This window comes from Marinobacterium arenosum (assembly GCF_019795155.1).
GTDB lineage: Bacteria > Pseudomonadota > Gammaproteobacteria > Pseudomonadales > Balneatricaceae > Marinobacterium_C > Marinobacterium_C arenosum.
Genome location: NZ_JAILYN010000087.1, coordinates 252 through 7,848 on the forward strand (window position 1 = coordinate 252; position 7,597 = coordinate 7,848).

The following is a 7,597-nucleotide window of genomic DNA, read 5'->3' on the forward strand; positions in this document are numbered from 1 at the left end:
TGTTCTCTCTGTTCTCTCTGTTCTCTCTGTTCTCTCTGTTCTCTCTGTTCTCTCTGTTCTCTCTGTTCTCTCTGTTCTCTCTGTTCTCTCTGTTCTCTCTGTTCTCTCTGTTCTCTCTGTTCTCTCTGTTCTATCTGTTCTCTCTGTTCTCTCTGTTCTCTCTGTTCTCTCTGTTCTCTCTGTTCTCTCTGTTCTGGCGCCATAAAAAATAAAGCAAAAAAACCGGAGTCAGGCTCCGGTTTTGGTGTTTGCCATGCGTTCGAATCTTAGTGCAGCTGGCTGACCAGCGAGGTCAGTTGCGAGCTGACCTGGGCCAGTTGGGAGGCGTGTCGCTTGCTGTTCTCGGCGGCGTTGATCGCATGGTTGGCGGTATGGCTGCTGTGCTCCATGGCGTTGGTGATATCCGAAGTCGCGGAGGACTGTTGCTGGGTGGTCGACGCAATCAGCGCGTTCATATCGTTGATCTGGTGGATGGCCACACGGATCTGTTCGATTGCCTGCTCCGCTTCGCGGGCCAGTCCGACCACCGAATTGGCTTTCTGTTCCTGTTGGCTCATCCGGGTGACCGCATTGGCGGTGGTGGCCGACAGCCGCTCGATGATCGCCTGGATATCGTCAGCCGATCTGGCGGTGTTGGTGGCCAGGTTGCGGACCTCGTCTGCGACCACCGCGAAGCCGCGGCCGGATTCACCGGCGCGGGCGGCCTCGATGGCGGCATTCAATGCCAGCAGGTTGGTCTGCTCGGCAAAGCCGCGGATCACTTCCAGTACATCCTTGATGGCGCCGGTATCCCGTTCCAGGTCGGTCAGCGCCTTGGAGGTGAGTTCAACCTCAACGGCCAGTTCCTGAATATTGCGGCCGGTCATGTTGACCTGGCGGCAGCCCGATTCGACCAGACCGTGCGCATTGCGGGTGGCTTCATTGGTGCGGGCCGCGTTCTCGGCGACCTCTTCGAACGAGGTGGTCAGCTGGCTCATCTGGGCGGCGGCAGTGCTGGAGCTATCGCGCTGGGTGCTGACGATCTCGGTCAGGCTTAAGGCGCTTTGCCGGGCTTCGTTTTGCAAATGGTGTAGTTGTGCCACCTCGTTGCGGATCTCGTTGAGCAGCATGGAGAGGAAGTTGCGCAGGCTGTCGGTACTGCTTTCCAGCGAGCGGACCTCGGCGAGCTTGCTGTTCAGCGGCTGGTTATGGTTGAGATCGCCCTGGGCCAGTCGGTCGAGGTTCTTGGCGGTACGGATCAGCACCCGCGACAGCCGGTACTTGGAGATGCCGATATAGGTGCAGATGGCGATGATCAGGCCGATGCTGATCGCCAGGGTGAAGTAGACGGCGTTCTTGATCTCCTGTTGATGGCCGGCAATCGACTGCTCCAGTTCGACGAAGCTGTCGGTCAGGTTGGTCAGCTGGCGGTTGGCAGCCTTCTTGCCCTGCTCCTTCATGGCAACATATTTCTGGGCGTTGGCCAGTTCCTTGCTGTAGCGACCGGCCAGGAAGCGCAGTTGGGAGAGCAGGGTTTCGCCCTTGTCTTCAACGGCTTCGCTATCGTCGGTTTGCCAACCCATCAGCTCGGCCAGACCATCCTCTTCCGCTTCCTCCATCACACCGAGACGGGGCAGTGTATAAAGCTGGTTGGCTTTCTGTTCTACCTGGTTGATCTGCTTGTTCAACGTCTGCAGTACTTCCGGCGACGGGCTGTTGAAATAGCGTTCGCGCAGCAGGGTGCGTTGGCTGATCATCGCCTGGAGTTCAACCAGCGCCTGCAGATAGCGCAGCTTTTGTGGCATCACGTCGTCGCTGGCTTCGGCCACGTAATCGCGGATCGAGGCGATCGACTGGCTGCTTTCGCGCTCGTTCTGCATCAGCAGCGCCTGCGGGTCGGCCAGCTTGCCTGCTTCTCGCAGCGTCGAGGAGAGCGAGCCGCTCAGCTGTGCCAGCTGCAGATTCAGTTGTTCGCGGATCTCTTCAGGCAGCGCCTGGGTGGTGTTATCCGTGGACAGCTGTTCGATGTTGTGTTCAACCTTGTTCAGCAGTGAGGCGTTGCCGCTCAGCAGGTAGTTGGAGATCGGTTTCTGGATCTGTTGGTTGATCTGCGCCTTGTAGCGATGATAGGCATCTATCTGATTGAAAGACATATCGAGACTTGATATCGACCATGCTATGGATCCCACCAGGAACAGGGTGATCACTGCCAGAGCGGCCAATGCCAATCGGAGCAGTTGTGAAATGCTCATAATTTCCTCGGTTGTTAGCGCGCGTCGGTTGCCGCGTCGGCCTTATTTTCCAGACGATTATGTGTGAACGGGTGTCTATCTAATGACGCAACGATTACAAAATAATGACAAAAGCGCTCATGCGTGGCGCATTGCGGTAGCGCGGTGAGTTGATGGACAAGCGTGGCCGTTTTCAGTAGAATACCGCCCGTTTGCCCGAAGCAAACATCCGAACAGATTTCATTACACAAAGAAGCGAGGCTGATTTTCTAAAATTTGCCTCGCTTTTTTGCACGTATCCTGTCCATTTCTGTCTAATTTGCGCGAACGCGGGGAGGTTCAATTGACAAGACCAGCCATTCTGGCGCTTGAAGATGGCAGTATTTTCAAGGGCGTAGCCATTGGCGCCGACGGTCTGTCCAGCGGTGAGGTGGTGTTCAACACCTCGATGACCGGTTATCAGGAAATTCTGACTGACCCGTCATACTGCCGTCAGATCGTGACGCTGACTTATCCACACATCGGTAACGTCGGCACCAATGCAGAGGATGAGGAATCCTCCCAGACCTGGGTTGCCGGTCTTGTTATCCGTGATCTGCCGTTGCTGGCCAGCAACTTCCGCAACGAGCAGAGCCTGGATGCCTACCTGAAAGCCAACAACATCGTTGGCATCGCCGATATCGATACCCGTCGCCTGACCCGTATTCTGCGGGAAAAAGGCTCGCTGAACGGCTGCATCATGGCCGGCGAGGTGGATATCGATAAGGCGCAGGCAGAAGCCAACGCATTCCCGGGTCTGAAGGGCATGGACCTGGCCAAGGTGGTGACTGTCGAACAGAGCTACGACTGGCGCTCCAGCACCTGGCAACTGGGTGCCGGCCATGTGGATAAGTCCGACGAGGAGCTGCCGTTCCATGTCGTGGCCTACGACTTCGGCGTCAAGCGCAACATCCTGCGGATGCTGGTCGAGCGCGGCTGCCGACTGACCGTGGTACCGGCGCAGACCCCCGCTGACGAAGTGCTGGCGTTGAATCCGGATGGCGTATTCCTCTCCAATGGTCCGGGCGACCCGGAGCCCTGTGACTACGCGATCGAGGCGATCCAGCAGATCCTGAAGACAGAACTGCCGGTATTCGGCATCTGCCTGGGCCACCAGTTGCTGGCACTGGCCTCCGGTGCCAAGACCGTGAAGATGAAGTTCGGTCATCACGGTGCCAACCACCCGGTGCAGGACCTGGACAGCAAGCAGGTGATGATCACCAGCCAGAACCACGGCTTTGCGGTCGACGAGGACAGCCTGCCGGGCAATATCCGTGCTACCCACAAGTCGCTGTTCGACGATTCCCTGCAGGGGATCGAGCGTACCGACCGTCCGGCGTTCAGTTTCCAGGGCCACCCGGAAGCCAGCCCGGGCCCGCATGACGTCGCACCGCTGTTCGACAAGTTCATCGAACAGATGAAGGCCGCTAAGGGCGCCTGAGCCCAGACAGACAGAAAGATACAGATAACTGATACGACCGGTAGACACTGATGCCCAAACGTACAGACTTAAAAAGCATTTTGATTCTCGGCGCTGGCCCGATCGTGATCGGCCAGGCCTGCGAGTTCGACTACTCCGGTGCTCAGGCATGTAAAGCCCTGCGTGAAGAGGGCTACCGGGTAATCCTGGTGAACTCCAACCCGGCCACCATCATGACCGACCCGGCGATGGCGGATTCCACCTACATCGAGCCGATCAACTGGAAGACCGTCGCCAAGATCATCGAAAAAGAGCGTCCGGATGCACTGCTGCCGACCATGGGCGGCCAGACCGCGCTGAACTGTGCGCTGGATCTGGAGCGCGAAGGGGTACTGGAGCAGTTCGGCGTCGAGATGATCGGTGCCAACGCCGACACCATCGACAAGGCCGAAGATCGCAACCGCTTCGACAAGGCGATGAAGAACATCGGCCTGGAATGCCCGCGTGCGGCGATCGCCCACAGCATGGAAGAGGCACTGCAGGTGCTGGACGCCATCGGTTTTCCGGCGATCATCCGCCCGTCGTTCACCATGGGTGGCTCCGGTGGCGGTATCGCCTACAACCGTGAAGAGTTCGTCGAGATCTGTGAGCGCGGCCTGGACCTGTCGCCGACCAACGAGCTGCTGATCGACGAATCGCTGATCGGCTGGAAAGAGTACGAGATGGAAGTTGTCCGCGACAAAAACGACAACTGCATCATCGTCTGCTCGATCGAGAACTTCGACGCCATGGGCGTGCACACCGGTGACTCCATCACCGTGGCACCGGCCCAGACGCTGACCGACAAAGAGTACCAGCTGATGCGTGACGCATCCCTGGCGGTACTGCGCGAGATCGGCGTCGAGACCGGTGGTTCCAACGTTCAGTTCGGCATGGACCCGGAAACCGGCCGGATGGTGGTGATCGAGATGAACCCGCGTGTCTCCCGTTCCTCTGCGCTGGCCTCCAAGGCGACCGGTTTCCCGATCGCCAAGGTAGCGGCCAAGCTGGCGGTGGGTTACACCCTCGATGAGCTGCAGAACGATATTACCGGCGGTCGTACACCGGCATCGTTCGAGCCGGCGATCGATTACGTGGTTACCAAGATTCCGCGTTTCACCTTTGAGAAGTTCCCGCAGGCCAACGACCGCCTGACCACCCAGATGAAATCTGTCGGTGAGGTGATGGCAATTGGCCGTACCCAGCAGGAGTCACTGCAGAAAGCCCTGCGTGGCCTGGAAGTGGGCGCTACCGGCTTCGATCCGATCGTCGACCTGAAGGCCGAGGATGCCCGCACCACGATCGTGCGCGAGATGAAGGAGCCGGGCTCCGAGCGTATCTGGTACCTGGGCGACGCCTTCCGGCTGGGTATGACCGTCGACGAGCTGTACAAGCTGTCCGGCATCGATCCCTGGTTCCTGGTGCAGGTGGAAGACATCATCAAGGATGAGCAGCGGATCTCCGAGATGGCGCTGTCCGACCTGGATGCCGATGCGATCTTCCGTCTGAAGCGTAAAGGCTTCTCCGACGCCCGCCTGGCGACCCTGTTGGGTGTCAGCGAGAAACAGTTCCGCAAACAGCGCCAGAAGCTGGGCGTGCGCCCGGTATTCAAGCGGGTGGACACCTGTGCCGCCGAGTTTGCCACCGATACCGCCTACATGTACTCCACCTACGAGGAGGAGTGCGAAGCGAACCCGTCCGACCGTGACAAGATCATGGTGATCGGCGGCGGTCCGAACCGTATCGGTCAGGGCATCGAGTTCGACTACTGCTGCGTACACGCGGCGCTGGCGGCCCGGGAAGACGGTTTCGAGACCATCATGGTCAACTGTAACCCGGAAACCGTATCCACCGACTACGATACCTCCGACCGGCTGTTCTTCGAGCCGATCACGCTGGAAGATGTGCTGGAGATCGTCGAGGTTGAGCAGCCGAAGGGCGTGATCGTCCAGTACGGCGGTCAGACGCCGCTGAAACTGGCGGTCGAGCTGGAGCGTGCCGGCGTGCCGATCATCGGTACCTCGCCGGAAGCGATCGACCGTGCCGAAGACCGTGAGCAGTTCCAGCAGATGCTGAAGCGTCTCGGTCTGAAGCAGCCGGAAAACGCCACTGTGCGTTCGCTGGAAGAGGCGATCATCGAAGCCAAGAAGATCGGCTACCCGCTGGTGGTGCGTCCGTCCTACGTGCTGGGCGGTCGGGCGATGGAGATCGTCTACAAGGAAGAGGAGCTGCGTCGCTACATGAACGAGGCGGTGCAGGTCTCCAACGAGGCGCCGGTGCTGCTGGACCACTTCCTGAACGCCGCCATCGAGATCGATATCGACGCGGTGTCCGATGGCGAGACCGTGGTGATTGGCGCGATCATGCAGCATATCGAACAGGCCGGCGTGCACTCCGGTGACTCCGCCTGCTCGCTGCCGCCGTACAACCTGCCGGCCGACATCCAGGACCAGATGCGTGAGCAGGTCAAGAAGATGGCGCTGGAGCTCGGCGTGGTCGGCCTGATGAACACCCAGCTGGCTTACCAGGATGGCGAGATCTACGTGATCGAGGTGAACCCGCGTGCGTCCCGTACCGTGCCGTTCGTCTCCAAGTGCATCGGCGTGTCCCTGGCCAAGATCGGCGCCCAGGTGATGACCGGCAAGACTCTGCAGGAGCTGGGCTTCACCGAGGAGATCGTGCCGAAACTGTACAACGTCAAGGAAGCGGTGTTCCCGTTCAACAAGTTCCCGTCGGTCGACCCGATCCTGTCGCCGGAGATGAAATCCACCGGCGAGGTGATGGGGACTGGCGAAACCTTCGGCGAGGCGTTCATGAAGGCGCACATCGGCGGTGGCGATGTACTGCCGAAGCCGGGCAAGGCGTTCATCTCGGTGCGCAACGTCGACAAGCCGGGTGTGGTTGCCGTGGCGGCGAGCCTGGTCAAGCATGGCTTCTCGCTGGTGGCAACCAGCGGTACCGCCAAGCTGCTGGAAGAGAACGGTTTCGAGGTCGAAGTGGTCAACAAGGTGATGGAAGGCCGTCCGAACATCATCGACATGCTGAAGAACGATGAGATCGCTTACGTGGTGAACACCACCGAAGGTCGTCAGGCGATTGCCGATTCCTCCGACATCCGCCGCAGCTCGCTGCAGCATAAAGTGCCCTATACTACGACTCTGGCTGGTGCCGAGGCGGTGACCATGGCGCTGGACTACGGTGAGGAAAAAGTGGTGCGTCGTCTGCAGGATATTCATCAGGGTAGCCAAGCATGAACAACCGAGTGCCAATGACCGTGCAGGGCGAAAAAGCTCTGCGCGCTGAACTGGATCGTCTGAAAACCGTTGACCGGCCGCGGGTTATTCAGGATATCGCCGATGCCCGTGAACACGGCGACCTGAAAGAGAACGCCGAGTATCACGCCGCGCGTGAGCAGCAGGGGTTTATCGAAGGGCGTATCCAGGAGCTGGAAAGCAAGCTGTCCAGCTGCCAGGTGATCGATGTCACCGCCATTCCGCATAGCGGTAAGGTGATCTTCGGTACCACTGTCACCATCATCAATGTGGATACCGACGAGGAGGTCAGTTACCAGATCGTCGGTGATGATGAGGCGGATATCAAGGTCAAGAAGATCTCGGTCAACTCACCGATTGCTCGTGGGCTGATCGGCAAGGAGGAGGGCGACCTGGTCGCCATCACCACGCCGGGTGGTACCACCGAGTATGAGATCGGTCAGGTGCAGCATATCTGACCTTGTCGACTGTGATCGAAAAAACCGCGCTTAGGCGTAATGCCAGTCAGTTAAGCCAACTGACTGGCATTTTTCTTTCTCACGGGGTAGCGGCATGGGCAACTCTTTAATGCCCGGGGATAACGCCGCTCTCGCCTTGTCGGCAACACGAAAGTGGCT

The 7,597-nt window shown here is 59.0% G+C and carries 5 protein-coding genes; 4 read left to right on the forward strand and 1 reads right to left on the reverse strand.

What is annotated here, in order from left to right; genetic code table 11:
• On the forward strand, positions 1-212 hold a 212-nt coding region (locus K6T12_RS20920), incomplete at its 5' end, for a hypothetical protein (RefSeq protein ID WP_222224915.1).
• A gap of 54 nt (positions 213-266) precedes the next feature.
• Here the strand turns inward: K6T12_RS20920 and K6T12_RS20925 are convergent.
• Positions 267-2,231: a methyl-accepting chemotaxis protein gene (locus K6T12_RS20925; RefSeq protein ID WP_222224916.1), complete on the reverse strand. Its 1,965-nt coding sequence runs from the start codon at positions 2,229-2,231 to the stop codon at positions 267-269.
• A gap of 322 nt (positions 2,232-2,553) precedes the next feature.
• Here K6T12_RS20925 and carA point away from each other — a divergent pair, with 322 nt between their 5' ends.
• From carA to greA, 3 genes are read left to right on the forward strand one after another with little or no spacing between them, the layout of a single operon-like run.
• A complete protein-coding gene (gene carA, locus K6T12_RS20930; RefSeq protein WP_222224917.1) occupies positions 2,554-3,690 on the forward strand; it encodes a glutamine-hydrolyzing carbamoyl-phosphate synthase small subunit in 1,137 nt (378 codons plus the stop codon).
• A gap of 50 nt (positions 3,691-3,740) precedes the next feature.
• Positions 3,741-6,962: a carbamoyl-phosphate synthase large subunit gene (gene carB / locus K6T12_RS20935; protein WP_222224918.1), complete on the forward strand. Its 3,222-nt coding sequence runs from the start codon at positions 3,741-3,743 to the stop codon at positions 6,960-6,962.
• Entirely contained in the window at positions 6,959-7,438 is a 480-nt protein-coding gene (greA, locus tag K6T12_RS20940; RefSeq protein WP_222224919.1) for a transcription elongation factor GreA, read from the forward strand. The genes carB and greA overlap by 4 nt, the downstream gene beginning before the upstream one ends.
• The last annotated feature ends 159 nt before the right edge of the window (positions 7,439-7,597 follow it).